This window comes from Arthrobacter sp. ISL-28, assembly GCF_018613875.1.
Classification (GTDB): domain Bacteria; phylum Actinomycetota; class Actinomycetes; order Actinomycetales; family Micrococcaceae; genus Arthrobacter.
In genome coordinates this window covers 1-14,011 of sequence record NZ_JAGGPJ010000036.1, presented here as the reverse complement: position 1 = coordinate 14,011, position 14,011 = coordinate 1, and the positions used below count along the sequence as shown (strand labels likewise).

The window sequence follows — 14,011 nt, the reverse complement described above, 5'->3', positions numbered from 1 at the left end:
AGCTAGAGGAGTGATCTGATTGTGATCGAGGTACTCGCATCCGGGATCTTGCTCGGTGGGCTCTATGCTCTGGTCGCTTTGGGTTTCGTCCTCACTTTCCTCGCAACCCGCACTGCCAACTTCGCCACGGGCGAGCTCATGGCGCTCGGCGCCGTTGTGGCCCTCGGGATGGTGGGGTGGGACGGCATTCCAGCCTGGCTTCGGGTCACGTGCGCCGTGATCGTCATGGGCATCGCGGGCGCCATCATCTACCGCCTGGTGATCGTTCCCTTCGCCCAAACCCACGATGACTACCGCTGGCTCATCGCCACCCTCGGACTGGGAATGATCGTGGTCGATATCATACTGAACTCCCAGGGTCAGGCGATAAAAAAGCTTGACTACGCGTACAGCGAGGGTTTCATCTCTCTCGGCGGGGCCGGACTTGCCCGGCAGGGGCTGATCATCTGCGCTCTGGCGATCGTCCTCACCCTCGGCATCGCGGCCGTGATGCGCTGGACGCCCGCGGGGACGATCGTTCGGGCCGTAGCCGAAGACGATGAGACAGCTCAACTGATGGGCATTTCGACTCGGCTGGTCGGCTACGTCATGTACGCGCTGGCGACGGCGATAGTCGCCCTCGGCGGAATCCTGTGGGGCGCACAGGTTGGGGTCACACCCAGTTTTGGCGTGCCGCTCATGATGGGAGCAATCGGGGTGGCCATCATCGGCGGCCTCGATTCCATCACCGGGGTGCTTGTAGGCGGCTTGATCTACGGGGTCGTTAGCCAGCTCGGCCAGCAGCTGGCAGGTCCTGCACTTGGAAGCGTGGCCGGCCTCCTGATTGTGCTGGTCGTGCTGGTAGTCCGTCCCCAAGGCCTATTCGGGCGTGCAATTAAGGAGAAAGTGTGACCACGAACAAATCACGCCCGCGCCGGCCAGGTCGGCGCGGCCCGTTATCCACCGCGTGGTTCGGGTTCATTCTGCTCGTGGTCTTCCTGGCAGTCTGCGCCCCGGGAATCACCGGGGCAGGCCCGTCCATTTCCTACATGCAGACCGTCGGCTTCTGCTTCGCGTTGCTGATCGCTGCCGTGGGACTGAACATTCTCACCGGCAATGCGGGCCTGGTCTCGGTAGGTCAGGGTGCGTTCTTCGCAGCTGGAGCGTACGCCGCCGCCTGGGGACTGGAGGAGACAAAACTGGTCTGGCCCGTGGCCGTGGCCCTGGGCCTTCTGGTGGCGGCCTTGCTCGGTGTTGCAATCGCATACGCCTCGCTGCGGCTTAAGGGGCCGCTCGTGGCGATCGTGACGTTGGTCTTCGCTATCGTCCTGGCCCGGCTGATTACGGATGTCGAGACCTTCGGACGGCTGTCGGGCTATCCGAATGTCCTCCAGAACGGCAAGATGCTGGTGGACAATCCAAGCATCGGCGGCTTCGAAATTGCACGGCCCTACCTGCCTGGTGTCGCTCCGTTGGCTGTGGTGGTGCTCGCGGTCGTGGCCGTTTTAGTGCTCATGTTCGCGCGAAATCTAGTGAACTCAAGCTGGGGCCGCTCCCTGGAATCCGTGCGGCTCGGAGAGACCCTGGCATCGCACCTGGGAGTGCCGGTGCTGCGCACCAAAGTCACCGCATTCGTTCTCGCCGCTGCACTGGGCGCACTGGGCGGAACGGGGTACCTGCTCATCTACGGGCGCCTCCAACCGGAATCATTCGGGTTCGATCTGGGAATCGACCTGCTCCTGGTGGTACTCGTCGGGGGGATCCGCACGACCATAGGACCAGTGCTCGGGGTCGCCTTCCTGGCAGCGCTGGAATTCTCTCCTCTGGCGAACGCCTTCGTCGAGTTTCAGCGCGACACGTTCGACGCGGTGTGGCTCGGGGCAACCGGAATCGCCGGTCTCGTCCTGATCCTGGTTCTTCGCTTCCTTCCGGGCGGCATTGTCGGAACAATCATGCACGCCGTGTCAGAACGCCAAGGCCGAGTGGCGGACGGAGCCGCTGACCGAAGCAGCGAAGCCGGGGCGCCGTCGCCTCCCCTGCGCGTGTCAGAGGAGGGAAGGGCTGTGCTCAGTGTCGAAGGTGTGGAACTCTCGTTCGGCGGCGTGAAGGCGGTCGACGGAGTCGAACTCAGGGTCGAGCGCGGGTCAATCCACGCGCTGGTCGGTCCCAACGGGGCAGGCAAGACGACACTGCTCAATATCGTCAGCGGGATCTACCGGCCAAGCCTGGGATCAGTTTACGCCGGGGGAAAAGATGTCAGCGGACTGCGCCCCGATCGAATCCGGGCTTTCGGAGTCGCGCGGACCTTCCAAGTCCCCACCTTGTTCGATGACCAGACGGTGCGGGAGAACGTGGTGCGGGGAATGGCGGTGCTCTACCGCCACAGCCTCTTCGCCGTCGCGTTCAACTCCCCGAAGGTCAGGCGCAACGAACGCCAGGCGCACGAGTCGGCCGACCGGATCCTGGAATTTCTTGGACTGGAAAACGACGCCCATCTTCGCGCGGGCGAACTTCCCTACGGCCGCCGCCGGACCCTTGAAATCGGGATGGCGCTGGCCGGCGAGCCGATGCTGCTGCTCCTGGACGAGCCTGCGGCCGGCCTTAACCAGACGGAGGGGGCAGAGCTGGCGGACGCGCTCGTGCGGCTGAGGGATGCAGGACTGGCGATGCTGCTCGTCGAGCACCACATGGATCTCGTCGCGAAAGTGGCGTCCGAGGTGACGTGTATGGATCAAGGAAAAGTCATTTTTCAAGGAACCCCCAGCGATTTCACCCGGGACCTCGCAGTGCGTGAGGCCTATCTGGGAAAGCAGGCCGCCGCCGGAACAGAAAGGACGGGCGTATGAGCAACCACGAAAGTATAGTGCTTTCGGCACAGGGACTCACCGCGGGGTACGGCCGGGGAACCGTTTTACACGGAATCAATTTCGAGTTGCGAGAAGGTGAAGTCGTCGCGATTCTAGGGTCAAACGGTGCCGGCAAGACCACTTTCGTGCGCACCCTTGCCGGCCAATTGAAGGCCCGCGCAGGCGACATCACGCTCCTCGGCCGGCCGGTTGCCCGCTCCAGCGTCCGCAACCGCGTCCGAAGCGGGCTGATAGTGGTACCCGAAGGACGCCGTCTTTTCCAGCGGCTCACCGTTGCCGAAAACATCGCCCTCGGCACACGCCAAGGCAAACGCCGTCCCGGAGGTGGAGAGCTCCTCGAACTTGTGCTCTCCACGCTCCCGGACCTTTCCCGGTTGTGGAAGACGAGGGCAGGCCTTCTCTCCGGTGGCCAGCAGCAGATGGTCGCGATCGCCCGGGGTGCCGCCGCCAACCCCAGAGTGCTCCTGCTGGATGAACCGACCCTCGGGCTGAGCCCCAAACTCAGCGACGAAGTGTTGGATCTCGTGGCCGTCCTGGGCCAGGTGAGGAGCCTCTCGGTCGTCCTGGTCGAACAGCAGGCGGACCGGGCGCTTGCCATTTCGGACCGCGGCTATGTCATTGACCGGGGCACTGTTGCCATCACCGGCCCCAGCGCCGTCCTGCTGGCCGATGACGCGGTGAGGTCAGCGTACCTGGGGCTATAAGCACCGGCGTCACCGTAGACGCCGGTCATTACGAGAACAGCGAACTCAGAGAAGAGGAAATGTTGTGCTGAAAAAAAGATTGTTCGGTCCAGCCGCCGTGGCGCTGGTGGTCGTGGCCACCCTGGCTGCCTGCGGCAACGGAAGCGGGGCCGGCAGCACGCCGTCCCAAGGCGGTATCCCCGTTCGCATCGGCATCATGGGCGGGGAGAGCAGCAGGCTGCCGGCCACCTCGTTTGAAGCCATCAGGGGGGCCGAGATGGCGCGCGGGGACCTGTCAGGTCTTGGGCTCGATGTGACCTTCATTCCGGTCGATGACCGCGGTACCCCCGAGGGTGCGGCGCAGGCTGCCCAGCGCCTGATCAACAATGACGAAGTGGATTTCATCCTCGGCCCCGGACTGAGCGGGCAGGTTCTCCAGGTCCGTGATCTGGTGCAGACCGTGGGGCGGCCCTGGTGTCTGTCCCTCGCCGCGGGAGACGACCTGGCCAAAAAGACCGATGCCGGCAACTGGGCATTCCAGACCGCGGCGACCGCTGCCCAGGCCATCGAGGTGTTCGCCGACGGGGTGGTAGAGCCGGACGACACAGTGGGTCTGCTCGCGTTCACCGACACTTATGGCCAGATTTTCACCCGGAGCATGGAAAAGACGTGGGCTGACCGCGGTCTCGGGGATATCGCCGTGACGTCGTTCGACCAAGGCGCCGCCGATCTAAGCGTTCAGGCCCGCACTCTGCGGGACGCGGGCGTCGATACGGTGATTATAGGCGTGCACGGCGGCGATGACTTCGTGCCGATCCTTCGTGCTTTCGACCAAGCGGACTTCCACCCGAAAGCGATCTACACCACCGGAGCCATTGTGGGGTCATTCGCCAAGGTGGCGACGCCGGAGCAGCGCTCTGCCATCAAGTTCGCGGTTCCCGCTGTGCTGACCGGGCCGGAGGTGGAGGCGTTCACTGCCGAATACGTCTCAACCTATGGCGAAGACCCGACGTACGGTTTGGCTGCACAGATGTCGTACAGCTGCGTCGATGCCTATCTCAGGGCAGTCAAGGAAGCCGGCACTGCCACTGACTACACCGCGGTGCGTGATGCTATGGAGAAGACCGCTTCGCTGGACATCTTCGGCACTAAAGTCACCGCACCGTTTTCGGCTGAGGACCACCGCCTGTGGGATTTCGAGAGTTCTCCCTGGGGCCTATACGGATTCGACCCATCATCTGGAGCGATTATCGAAGCACAAAAGCTCGAGTACAAGTAGACCGCCACCGATAGAGAAGTACCGGCGGGTTCATCCCGCCGGCACTTCGGCAAGCCGAATCTCGACTACTCGACCGGTCCACGTGCCACTTCACGGGTTTCGACACGGCCATTCACCCTGTTACTTGTTCGGTCAGCAGCGTCACCGGCTGGCCGCCCACATCATGGAGCATGGCCGGATCAAGTTCCCTTATCCGCCCCCTCAGCGCCTACAACGGCATGAGCAGCAACCCCTGGGAGACGCAGGCAGCGCCTTTCCTCTAATTTGCGGTGAGGCGCCGGATGATCACCCGGATCATCATCTACTCGCAACGCGCTCGGCGTCTCACCGCGTACCTTCACAGCCAGCAGTCAACTGAAAAAAATAGGTAAGAACGTGGATCTTCACTTGCAACCAGATTGGCAGCGGGCCTTGGGGCTGCACGTCGAAATTCGACGCAAAGGAAAGACCATCCGGACGGGAACAGTAGAGGCTGTGATGCCAGACAATTCCCTTCTGTGGGTCTCTGCGGCAGGGGTGTATTCCCGAGAAATAGTGGAAAGGGCGGACGGAAGCGAAATATATGCCCGATATCCATGGGATACCCCCGCTCCTCTGGAGCAAACCCGAGGCAGCTGAGATTGGGTAGTACTCACCACGAGAAGATAGCCGCACTCTCCGAGTACTCCAATCCCGCATCCTCGCCGATGTCGATGAAATCGGAGCCACCGCACACGGTCACTGACGGCCGCTTCTGTGCCATAACGACTCATGGCGCAGAACCGGCCTTTGTCGCACGCACGGAGACGCCTTGTACGAGCCTAGAGAAGGGTTTGATTTTCATGCCGCCTATGAAGCGCACAATGTTCAAGTCAAAAATCCACCGCGCCACGGTCACCCACGCCGACCTGCACTACGTCGGCTCCGTCACCGTCGACCTGGACCTGCTGGACGCATCCGACATCCTGCCCGGCGAACTCGTAACCATCGTCGACGTCACAAACGGTGCACGCCTTGAAACATACACAATCGCCGGGAAAAGGTTCCGGCGTGATATGCATCAACGGGCCGGCGGCACACCTCATCAATGAGAATGACACGGTCATTCTCATTACCTACGCTCAGATGACCACAGAGGAAGCCAGGGCCTACGCCCCCAAAATCGTTCATGTGGACGAAGACAACAAGATCCTCCAGCTCGGCAACGACCCGGCCGAAAGCATCACACCCGGGTTGAAGCGCCCGCCCTTCGCTCTAACGACGCAGGTGAATTGATTCATGGGGATGACTGATGAATTGGGCACTAGAGCCTCCGCCAATGCCTCGGCGACCCGTCGACCAGGTCCCGAAGCGAGTCTTCCGTCCCCGACCGCGCCAGGCCAGCAACATCGCCCCGCGCTGGGTCTATACCGGCTGCCGGGCTGTTCTGAATGTGCTGCGCTCCATTCCGGAACTCATCTATGCCCTCATGTTCGTCTCCGCGGTGGGCCTGGGCCCGTTTGCCGGCATCCTGGCAATCGTGCTCGGATCGGTCGGGTCGATCGACAAGATCTACGCCTAGGCGATGGAATCGGTGGAGTCAGGACCTGTCCAGGCCCTCAAGGGGTCGGGGCCAACAAGCGCCAGATCATCACCTATGCGGTCCTTCCGCAGGCCGCTCCCTGTTGGTTAGCTACACGCTCCTGCTCTTCGATGGCAACGTCCCCGGTGCCACGATCCTGGGCTTGGTGGGTGCCGGCGGTATAGGCCTGGAACTGACCACCGCGATGCGCATGTACGACTACGGACACCTCTGCGCCATCATCATCAGCATCATCGTCCTGGTCAGCATCATCGACCGCGTCAGCGCCTACATCCGCGCCAAGCTCAGTTAGGAACCCGTGCAGGAACCCCACACCCAGACTCTTGACTCGCCCGAATTCGACCTAGCCCCCGTCAACCTCCGCGACCTGGGCGGGCTGCCCGTAGTGGGCGGGCAGACACGGCGCGGTGTGCTGCTGCGCAGCGACGACGTGTCCGTCATGCCCGCCGTCTTCGCCCAGCAGATGGTCGCCGACGGCGTCCGCCAGGTCATCGACCTCCGCTCGGCCGAGGAGGCGCTCTTCACCGGCCGGGGACCCCTGACGCTGCCAGGCGTAAACTACTATCATCTGGCCCTGACGGCGTCCGTTGCCTCCCCGCAGGACATCAGCAAGGAACTGATGTCCTCCGCCGCGACTGCGCAGCAGGTGGGTGCCTGGTACGCGAACCTCGTGGAAACCCAGGCCCGCCAGCTCGCCCTCGGCGTGACCTTGATTGCTTTGGGCGAAGGCGCCACCGTCTTCCACTGCGCGGCCGGCAAGGACCGGACGGGAGTCTTCGCCGCCGTTGTGCTCGCTGCCTTGGGCGCCTCGGTGGAGACCATTTCCGCCGACTATGCCATCACAGCCACCCGCCTGCCACAGCTGTTCCCGCGGCTGCGGGCAATCCTCGGGGGCCTTATCCCTGCCTCGGCGATCGACTCGGAAGCCGAGCCCGGTGCCGTGATGGGCGCGCATGCCGAGTCGATCGACGCGATGCAGCAGCTGCTCACCGAACGGTATGGCAGCGTCGTCGAGCCCGTGCGCCGGGCCGGCCTGAGTGACGCGACAATCGAACAGCTTCGCGACAGGCTGGTAGTCGCTAATGGCTGAGCCCGTACGGAGGGCGCTCCTCAGGTAGCTGCCCGCAGACCACCCGGACGGCCGCGGGACGCCACGCTGGAATTCGTAGTGCTGGCGGCAACAGTGGACCTGCTCCTGGAGCGCGACACACGCGACGTAAGCATCGCTGCCATCACCGAGAGATCCGGCGCCAGCCGCGCCGCGGTCTACCGTCGCTGGTCCAGTCGGGAAGAACTGCTCGCGGCTGCGCTGGACAGCGTCCGAACCGGTATCGAGCCGACTCCCTCCGGCAGCAGCCTGGAGAAGATCCTGGCCGCTTACGAACGGGCCGCCGTGGCCCTGGACAGCCGGGTGAGGACGCTCGTAAAGAAACGTCTCGCCTTGGGCCTGGAGAACGAGGCGCTGCGGGCGCTGTCCTGGGACCGGCATGTTCCCGGCGTCGTGAGCCAATCGCGAACGAAATCCGCCTCGCAGCCAACTATCGGTCGGCAGCAGACAATGGCCGGATTGCGCTACTCCAACGCCCAATTGAAGTACACCCTTCCCTGACGTCAGGTGGACGCGCAGGGGCTGTCAGAATAGGGTCCGATTCCTCCTACTCTGACGATGACTCGAGAAACTCTTAGATTGCAGCCTGACACTTCTTGATTCGTCCCCCGCGGCGGCCCCACCTCCTCGCGTATGACGGTCCTCCGACGCGCCACCCGGAGCCACGTCGCTACCGCATGGCCGGATTCAAGGGGAAGATGGATAGCCGAAGATGCTCACTTCACTCCCCCTTGATGAGCTTCTCAGACGACGGCGGCCCGCGCTTCGCGAGGACTTGTCCGGGTGCTGCCTGTCCTGCCGCTCTGCGGTCGATGTACGCCCGGTTTACAGTCAGAACGTGCGTTTGCCCTGATCGGAGAGGGCCTAGCCGCTGGCGGCACACCTTAGCCGGCAAGTCTGCGGTCAGCTGTGTAGCGCTCATGCTACCCTCAGCGGGCTTTTTCTGGGGCGGCCTATACGTCAACAGGACAGTCTCATGTTTACGCGGAATTCCCCCACGTCTAAATCATGTATACATAGTCGAGCGATTTCGCGCGATCATTGCGCATATCTAGCGGTGGTGTATACAATTCACACTGTGCGTGCCAGTGAACGGGCTTACAGGAGCCTCCGTGAAGACATCGTCGAGTGGCGCCTTCTGCCGGGAACTGTTCTGGCTGAAGTCGAACAATCGGAACGTCTTGGCCTCTCCCGAACGCCACTCCGGGAGGCTCTCGGCAGGCTAAGCGCCGAAGGTCTCACACAGACTGCTCGGGGCCGTGGGGTGGTCGTCACCGATATCTCACTGGACGATATCGATGAACTGTTCGAGCTGCGTGAAACGCTCGAAGTAAAGGCTGCCGCGCTGGCCGCCCAGCGAGGTGAACGGGCTGTCTTCGCCCAGCTCCACGCCGAACTGCTGGCGGCTCCCGAACTGCTCGCCGGCAACGATCCTGCCCGGCACGACTATTACGCGCTGGTGGGCAGGTTGGATGAGGCCATCGACGCCGCTATCTCTAACGCTTACCTTGCCCAGGCCATGAGCAGCTTGCGCGTCCACCTTGTCCGGGTCCGGCGGCTGGCCGCCGATGACGTCGGCCGGCTCACAGCCGCCGCCGCGGAGCACGCCGCCATTGCCGAAGCTATCGCTGCGGGGAACCCCCGGCTTGCCGAGGCGGCTACCACCGTTCATTTACACCGCAGCCTTTCCCATATCAAAGCCACCCACACGCCCCAATGAAGGAACACCATGGTTAAGCTCAACCACGTTCGCGTCTACAAAAGCGACGAAAACCTACCGCGCGAGGACCAGTTGGCCCACAAGATCGCCTTGGTCGCCGCGGACCCCGTCGGCGTGACTGATGACGTCACGGAGATGGTGATCAACCGGATCATCGACAACGCCTCCGTCGCCATCGCGTCACTGAACCGTGCCCCGATCGTGGCCGCCCGGGCGCAGGCCCTCACCCACGCTCCCTCCACCGGCGGGAAGGGCGCGAAGGTCTTCGGGATCGGTGAGCGCGTCTCAGCCGAATGGGCGGCGTGGGCCAACGGCGTGGCCGTCCGGGAACTGGATTACCATGACACGTTCCTCGCGGCCGATTACTCCCACCCGGGTGACAACATCCCCCCGATCCTGGCCGTGGCACAGCACACGGGTGCCAGCGGTGCCGATCTGGTCCGCGGGATCGCGACCGGTTACGAGATCCAGGTGAACCTGGTGAAGGCGATCTGCCTGCACAAGCACAAGATCGACCACGTGGCGCACCTCGGCCCGTCCGCGGCCGCCGGCATCGGGACCCTGCTGGGACTGGATGTGGAAACGATCTTCCAGTCCGTGGGCCAGGCGCTGCACACCACCACCGCCACCCGCCAGTCCCGCAAGGGTGAGATCTCCACCTGGAAGGCGCACGCCCCCGCGTTTGCCGGGAAGATGGCGGTCGAAGCCGTGGACCGGTCCATGCGCGGACAGACCTCCCCGGTGCCGATCTACGAAGGCGAAGACGGCGTGATCGCCTGGCTGCTGGACGGCCCGGAGGCCTCCTACGAGGTTCCGCTGCCCACGCCCGGTGAGGCCAAGCGGGCCATCCTTGACACCTACACCAAGGAACACTCCGCCGAGTACCAGGCCCAGGCCTGGATCGACCTCGCTCGCAAGCTGAACAGGGAACACCCCGAAGCCACGGACCCGGCGAACGTGCAGTCCGTCCTGATCAAGACCAGCCACCACACCCACTACGTCATCGGGTCCGGCGCCAACGATCCGCAGAAGTACAGCCCCACCGCCAGCCGGGAAACCCTGGACCACTCCATCCCGTACATCTTCACCGTCGCGCTGCAGGACGGCGCCTGGCACCACGTGGACTCCTACTCCCCCGAGCGCGCCGCCCGGCCCGACACGGTAGAGCTGTGGCAGAAGGTGTCCACGGTGGAGGATCCGGAGTGGACCCGCCGCTACCACTCCCTGGACATCTCCGAGAAGGCCTTCGGCGGTTCCGTGGAAATCACGCTCACCGACAGCAGCGTCATCACCGATGAGATCGCCGTGGCCGATGCCCACCCGCTGGGCGCACGGCCGTTCACCCGTGAGCAGTACGTCAACAAGTTCCGCACCCTGGCTGCCGGGCTGGTGGCGGAGGATGAAATCGAAAGGTTCCTGGCCGCCGTCGAACGCCTTCCCGAACTCGCCGCAGGCGAGTTGGACCAGCTCAACATCACTGCCGCGCCCGGCGTCATCGATCTCTCGGCAGCCCCGAAGGGACTGTTCTAAATGCTGTACTCAAAAATCACGCCGGAACAGAAACGCCTGAAGCTGCAGGAACTGCTGGCCTCCGGAACCATCCAGCAGTTCCCCGGAGCGTTCAACCCGCTCTCGGCCCGGCTGATCGAGGAGAAGGGCTTCGCCGGGGTGTACATCTCTGGCGCCGTTCTCGCCAACGACCTTGGCCTGCCGGACATCGGCCTCACCACCCTGACCGAAGTGGCGACCAGGGCCGGGCAGATCGCCCGCATGACCGATCTGCCGTCCCTGGTGGATGCCGACACCGGCTTCGGCGAGCCCATGAACGTGGCCCGCAGTGTCCAGGAACTGGAAAACGCCGGGCTCGCCGGCTGCCACATCGAGGACCAGTTCAACCCTAAACGCTGCGGCCACCTCGACGGCAAGAACGTCGTGGACCTGGAAACCGCCACCAAACGCATCCGCGCTGCAGCGGACGCGCGGCGGGATCCGAACTTCCTGATCATGGCCCGCACGGACATCCGCGCCACCGACGGACTCAATGCAGCAAAGGACCGGGCCAAGGCACTGGTAGAGGCTGGAGCGGACGCGATCTTCCCCGAGGCTATGCGTGATTTGCACGAGTTCCGTGCCATCCGGGACGCTGTGGACGTGCCCATCCTGGCCAACATGACCGAGTTCGGCAAAAGCGACCTGTTCACCACCGACCAACTGCAGAACGTCGGCGTCAACATGGTGATTTACCCCGTCACACTGCTCCGCAGCGCCATGGGCGCCGCCGAACGGGTCTTGGACACACTCAAGAGCCTGGGAACCCAGCAGGTACGCGTGTTTGAAATGCTCACCCGCGCACGGCTGTATGACCTCGTGGACTACGAGGCCTACAACAAATTCGATTCCGGCGTCTTCAACTTCCAGATCCCTGACATCCGCTCGTTCACGAACGGCAACAAAGGAGTTCAGCATGACCAACCCAGACATTAAGAAGGGCCTCGCCGGCGTCGTAGTGGACTACACCGCCGTCTCAAAGGTCAACGCGGAAACCAACTCACTGCTCTACCGCGGGTACCCCGTCCAGGACCTCGCCGCCAAATGCAGCTTCGAAGAGGTCGCCTACCTGCTCTGGAACGGCGAACTGCCCACGCAGGACCAGCTCGACGCGTTCACCGCCCGCGAAAGGGCCGGCCGGGCTCTCGACCCTGCACTCAAGGCCATCATCGACGCCCTGCCCACGGACGCCCACCCCATGGACGTCTGCCGCACGGCGGCATCGGTGCTGGGAGCACGGCACCCACTGGCAGAGGACGCCTCACCCAGGGCCAACATGAGCAAGGCCATCGACCTTTGGGCGGCCATGCCGGCAGTCGTGGCGTACGACCAGCGCCGCCGGCACGGCCAGGACGTCGTAGAACCGCGCGACGATCTGGGTTACTCGGCCAACTTCCTGTGGATGACCTTCGGCGAAGACCCCGTGGACGAGGTCATCGAGGCCTTCAACGTCTCGATGATCCTCTACGCCGAACACTCCTTCAACGCCTCCACCTTCACCGCCCGCGTGGTCACCTCCACCCTCTCGGACCTGCACTCGGCCGTGACCGCCGCCATCGGAGCCCTCAAAGGTCCCCTCCACGGCGGCGCCAACGAAGCCGTCATGCACACCTTCGACGAAATCGGCATCCGGCCCGAGGAATCCCTGGAGGAAGCAGCCACCCGCGCCAAGGCATGGATGGAAGACGCCCTGGCGCAAAAGAAGAAAATCATGGGCTTCGGGCACCGCGTCTACAAGCACGGCGACTCCCGCGTGCCCACCATGAAGGCCGCACTCGACAAGATGATCGCCCACTACGGCCGACCTGAACTCCTGGGCCTGTATAACGGGCTCGAGCAGGCGATGGAGGAGGCCAAGGCCATCAAACCCAACCTCGACTACCCGGCCGGCCCCACCTATCACCTCATGGGCTTCCACACCCAAACTTTCACCCCGATCTTCGTCGCCAGCCGCATCACCGGCTGGACCGCCCACATCATGGAACAGCTGGCGTCCAACTCGCTGATCAGACCGCTCAGCCAGTACAACGGGCAAGAGCAGCGTTCCCTATAGCTGCAGTATTTGCCGCCAAATTCCTGCGGTGAGGTGTCGATGATCACCCGGATCATCAACTATTCGCAACGGTGACACCTCACCGCCGGCTCGTCGAACACCCGGTACAGCTGTTCCAAATCTGACCCCGCGTGCATATAGGAGCAAACGATGGACCTTCACCTGCAACCAGATTGGCAACGCGCTCTCGGACAGCGAGTAGAAATTTGGAGAGGCGGGAAATTGGTCCGCAAAGGAACGGTAGAGGCCGTCATGCCGGACGATTCGCTTCTTTGGATTTCAGCGGAAGGAAACTCACTTAGACAAATGATTTCCCATCAAGACGGCTACCAGGTTTTCACGCATTTCCTGCCGTCCTCGTCCGAGAACGACTACTAGACACTTCGGGCGAGTCCCGCAACGGGTTGCGTTCATGCCGGGTGTGGTGTGGCCAGCTGCGCGGGACAAAAGTCTCAACCACTGGAGCTTCCTATGAATCGAACAATGTTCAAGTCCAAAATTCACCGGGCCAGCGTCACGCACGCTGATCTGCATTATGTAGGTTCAGTCACCGTGGACCTGGACCTGCTAGATGCTGCTGACATTCTTCCCGGTGAGCTGGTGGCCATCGTGGACGTGACCAACGGAGCCCGTCTGGAGACGTACACCATCGCTGGCGAACGCGGCTCGGGCGTGATCGGCATCAACGGTCCGGCGGCTCACTTGGTGCACGAAAATGACACTGTCATTCTGATCACCTACGCGGCAATGACTACTGAGGAAGCCAAGGCGTACGAACCCCGGGTAGTCCATGTGGACCAAAACAACAAAGTGGTCCAGCTGGGCAACGACCCGGCCGAGGGCCTTACCCCCGGGCTCCTGCGTCCGCCATACGCCCTGAACAACGCCGCAATCTAAACGGAGCCGTAGCGCTGGTACCCAGCGTCGCCCGGGTAGTGGTGGGTGAAGCGCGCACGTTCGACGGCGAATTCGAGCTTCTTCGATCGCGTGGCGTTGAGATGATGGTTGTGGATGATCAGCGCTGTGTGGACATGATGCGCATCTTCCAGGACGACAACCCGGACCTGTGGGCGGAGGACATTGCAGAGGAGGCCCCTACTTCCGACATGGAAAAGCGCAACTCAGTGATCTCCACAAATCCGGTCACGCCTGGCCAACCGCGACGAGTGGCGGGACAGTCGCCTATGACGGTCCTTGGGTTCTTGCGGTGATT

The 14,011-nt window shown here is 63.1% G+C and carries 13 protein-coding genes and 2 pseudogenes; all 15 read left to right on the top strand.

Translation table 11 applies throughout. The features are described from left to right. The first annotated feature begins 21 nt into the window (after nucleotides 1-21). The 15 genes and pseudogenes from J7E80_RS20595 (at nucleotide 22) to J7E80_RS24750 (ending at nucleotide 14,009) form a co-directional block, all read left to right on the top strand. Nucleotides 22-891, top strand: coding sequence for a branched-chain amino acid ABC transporter permease (locus J7E80_RS20595; protein WP_215054077.1), 870 nt, complete (start codon nucleotides 22-24; stop codon nucleotides 889-891). Next, entirely contained in the window at nucleotides 888-2,825 is a 1,938-nt protein-coding gene (locus tag J7E80_RS20590; protein WP_215054076.1) for a branched-chain amino acid ABC transporter ATP-binding protein/permease, read from the top strand. The genes J7E80_RS20595 and J7E80_RS20590 overlap by 4 nt, the downstream gene beginning before the upstream one ends. Further along, nucleotides 2,822-3,550: an ABC transporter ATP-binding protein gene (locus J7E80_RS20585; RefSeq protein ID WP_215054075.1), complete on the top strand. Its 729-nt coding sequence runs from the start codon at nucleotides 2,822-2,824 to the stop codon at nucleotides 3,548-3,550. Before J7E80_RS20590 ends, J7E80_RS20585 begins: the two co-directional genes overlap by 4 nt. A gap of 64 nt (nucleotides 3,551-3,614) precedes the next feature. Continuing rightward, nucleotides 3,615-4,808 carry an ABC transporter substrate-binding protein gene (locus tag J7E80_RS20580; RefSeq protein WP_215054074.1) on the top strand — a complete coding sequence of 398 codons (1,194 nt, stop codon included), beginning with the start codon at nucleotides 3,615-3,617 and terminating at the stop codon, nucleotides 4,806-4,808. 830 nt (nucleotides 4,809-5,638) lie between these two features. Beyond that, nucleotides 5,639-6,062: pseudogene (gene panD, locus J7E80_RS20575) on the top strand (aspartate 1-decarboxylase). Between the two features lie 43 nt (nucleotides 6,063-6,105). Further along, nucleotides 6,106-6,348, top strand: a complete 243-nt coding sequence (locus J7E80_RS24030) for an ABC transporter permease (protein WP_251037168.1) — start codon at nucleotides 6,106-6,108, stop codon at nucleotides 6,346-6,348. A gap of 103 nt (nucleotides 6,349-6,451) precedes the next feature. After that, nucleotides 6,452-6,661, top strand: coding sequence for an ABC transporter permease (locus J7E80_RS24025; protein WP_251037167.1), 210 nt, complete (start codon nucleotides 6,452-6,454; stop codon nucleotides 6,659-6,661). A 6-nt stretch (nucleotides 6,662-6,667) separates the two neighbouring features. Further along, on the top strand, nucleotides 6,668-7,459 hold the full coding sequence (locus J7E80_RS20565) for a tyrosine-protein phosphatase (RefSeq protein WP_215054073.1): 792 nt from the start codon (nucleotides 6,668-6,670) through the stop codon (nucleotides 7,457-7,459). A 78-nt stretch (nucleotides 7,460-7,537) separates the two neighbouring features. Beyond that, nucleotides 7,538-7,978, top strand: a complete 441-nt coding sequence (locus tag J7E80_RS20560; RefSeq protein ID WP_215054072.1) for a TetR/AcrR family transcriptional regulator — start codon at nucleotides 7,538-7,540, stop codon at nucleotides 7,976-7,978. Between the two features lie 577 nt (nucleotides 7,979-8,555). Beyond that, nucleotides 8,556-9,214: pseudogene (locus tag J7E80_RS20555) on the top strand (GntR family transcriptional regulator). Further along, on the top strand, nucleotides 9,207-10,727 hold the full coding sequence (locus tag J7E80_RS20550; RefSeq protein ID WP_215054070.1) for an MmgE/PrpD family protein: 1,521 nt from the start codon (nucleotides 9,207-9,209) through the stop codon (nucleotides 10,725-10,727). The pseudogene J7E80_RS20555 and the gene J7E80_RS20550 overlap by 8 nt, the downstream one beginning before the upstream one ends. Beyond that, a complete protein-coding gene (gene prpB, locus J7E80_RS20545) occupies nucleotides 10,728-11,681 on the top strand; it encodes a methylisocitrate lyase (RefSeq protein WP_215054069.1) in 954 nt (317 codons plus the stop codon). It begins immediately after the preceding gene. Next, a complete protein-coding gene (locus J7E80_RS20540; RefSeq protein WP_215054068.1) occupies nucleotides 11,662-12,798 on the top strand; it encodes a bifunctional 2-methylcitrate synthase/citrate synthase in 1,137 nt (378 codons plus the stop codon). The genes prpB and J7E80_RS20540 overlap by 20 nt, the downstream gene beginning before the upstream one ends. Nucleotides 12,799-13,269: 471 nt before the next feature. Continuing rightward, nucleotides 13,270-13,695: an aspartate 1-decarboxylase gene (panD, locus tag J7E80_RS20535; protein ID WP_215054067.1), complete on the top strand. Its 426-nt coding sequence runs from the start codon at nucleotides 13,270-13,272 to the stop codon at nucleotides 13,693-13,695. Nucleotides 13,696-13,733: 38 nt separating this feature from the next. Next, nucleotides 13,734-14,009 carry a hypothetical protein gene (locus tag J7E80_RS24750; protein ID WP_396020822.1) on the top strand — a complete coding sequence of 92 codons (276 nt, stop codon included), beginning with the start codon at nucleotides 13,734-13,736 and terminating at the stop codon, nucleotides 14,007-14,009. Nucleotides 14,010-14,011 lie beyond the last annotated feature (2 nt).